The 1771-nt window shown below is 74.6% G+C and carries 2 protein-coding genes and 1 pseudogene; 1 reads left to right on the top strand and 2 read right to left on the bottom strand.

Annotation, left to right across the window (positions count from 1 at the left end; all coding sequences use genetic code 11):
* Both RIF68_RS35805 and RIF68_RS35800 read right to left on the bottom strand, forming a co-directional pair.
* Positions 1 to 313, bottom strand: a pseudogene (locus RIF68_RS35805) (hypothetical protein); the annotation flags it as partial.
* A gap of 42 nt (positions 314 to 355) precedes the next feature.
* A complete protein-coding gene (locus RIF68_RS35800) occupies positions 356 to 682 on the bottom strand; it encodes an SH3 domain-containing protein (protein ID WP_309055801.1) in 327 nt (108 codons plus the stop codon).
* A gap of 128 nt (positions 683 to 810) precedes the next feature.
* Between RIF68_RS35800 and RIF68_RS35795 the strand changes: the two genes are divergently transcribed.
* Positions 811 to 1771 (top strand): serine/threonine-protein kinase (locus tag RIF68_RS35795; RefSeq protein ID WP_309055799.1); only part of this gene is annotated, 961 nt, incomplete at its 3' end.

Below are 1771 nucleotides of genomic sequence, written 5' to 3'. Positions count from 1 at the left end.
AGCCCTCCCAGGTCTTGCGGAAGGCGACGGCGCTGCAGACGGCGAACATGACGACGACCAGCGCGTTGACGAAGCCGCCCACGGCGGCGATCTCCAGCCCCTGGTGGGCGAAGCGGAGCACGAGGCAGCCCGCGGCGGCGGCGAGCAGCGCGCCGGCGGCCAGACCGGCCCGGCGCAGCGCGTAGTGGCCGCTGTGGTCGACCCAGGTCGTACCGAAGAAACGGATCTCCTCCGGCCGCGGGCCGGCCGGGGCGCTCGGGCCCCCGGACGGGGTGCCGGGGCCGGTCGTCCCGGTACGGTCGTCGTCGCTCACGGAACGATTATCCCCGGGAGCGACGACGGAGGCGGGAACCGGTCAGCCGCAGCGCGGGGCGACGTAGCCGTCGCTGCCGGTCCGTACGTACGCGTCGGAGACGTACTCGCCGTCGGCGATGTTGTCCCAGACGTTCGTGGTGCCGTAGGGGCCGGTGACCCACTCCCCCGGGCGCTGGCAGTAGATCGGCACCGACGCTCCGTACGGCAGGGTCCGCACGATCCGGTACGTGGTCCCCGGGCCGCTGCGCACGTTCACCCGGTGGCCGGGTGCCACCGGGTACCGGGTGACGGAGAGCGTGACGGCGCCGGCGAGTTCCTCGTGCGCGGCGGCCGCGGCGGTGGACGGTGACGAGTCGTCAATGGACATGAATGAATTCCCCCGTTCGAACGACGCGCGCAGGCTACCAAGCCCTGCCGGGAATCGAAGGGGCATCCACTAGGCTCCGAGCGTCGTGCGCGCGCACGAAATTCACGGGGGAAACACGGGGTGGGGCTATGCCACCGTTGCGCAGCACCGGCGTCGGCCGGGAGGCGGAGGAGCCGCGGTACGCGGGTGAGTACCGCCTGGAGGCCCCGCTCGGGTCCGGGGGCATGGGCGTCGTCCATCTGGCCCGCTCCGCGTCCGGGCTGAGGCTCGCGGTCAAGGTCGTGCACGAGACGTACGCCTCGGACCCGGAGTTCCGGGCCCGCTTCCGGCAGGAGGTCGCCGCCGCCCGGCGGGTGAGCGGAGCCTTCACGGCGCCCGTCGTCGACGCCGACCCGGACGCCGCGCGGCCCTGGATGGCCACCCTCTACGTGCCCGGCCCGACGCTCGCCGAGCAGGTCCGGCGGAACGGACCGCTGTCCCCGGCCGAGCTGCGGCGGCTGACCGCCGGGCTCGCGGAGGCGCTGCGCGACATCCACCGCGCCGGCGTGGTCCACCGCGACCTCAAGCCGGGCAACGTGCTGCTCACCGACACCGGCCCCAAGGTCATCGACTTCGGCATCTCCCGGCCCGTCGACAGCGACCTGCGGACCGAGACGGGCAAGCTGATCGGCTCGCCGCCGTACATGGCGCCCGAGCAGTTCCAGCGCCCCCGGCAGGTCGGCCCGGCCGCCGACGTCTTCGCGCTCGGCTCGGTCCTGGTGCACGCCGCGACCGGCCGCGGCCCCTTCGACTCGGACAGCCCGTACATCGTGGCGTACCAGGTCGTGCACGACGAGCCGGACCTCACCGGGGTGCCCGCCGACCTCGCCCCGCTGGTCGCCCGCTGCCTGGCCAAGGATCCGGCGGAGCGGCCCACCCCGGACGAGGTGATGGCGGCGCTGCTGCCGCCCTCGTACGAGGCGACGGCCTTCATACCGGCGCAGCGGAGGTCTCCGGAGGCGCCCGCCGCCGAGGCCGTACGGGACGGGGAGGCCGTACGGGACACGGACACGCGCGCCCTGCGCGTGGCGCCCGCGGCCGGCCGGCCCG

Source organism: Streptomyces sp. (genome assembly GCF_031178505.1).
Taxonomy (GTDB): domain Bacteria; phylum Actinomycetota; class Actinomycetes; order Streptomycetales; family Streptomycetaceae; genus Streptomyces; species Streptomyces gulbargensis.
The sequence above is the reverse complement of the archived record's forward strand: the minus strand, read 5'-3'. Positions and strand labels throughout refer to the sequence as shown.

Coding starts and splice junctions, on each gene's coding strand:
- RIF68_RS35800 (WP_309055801.1), bottom strand. CDS start 682: ATGTCCATTGACGACTCGTCACCGTCCACCGCCGCGGCCGCCGCGCAC.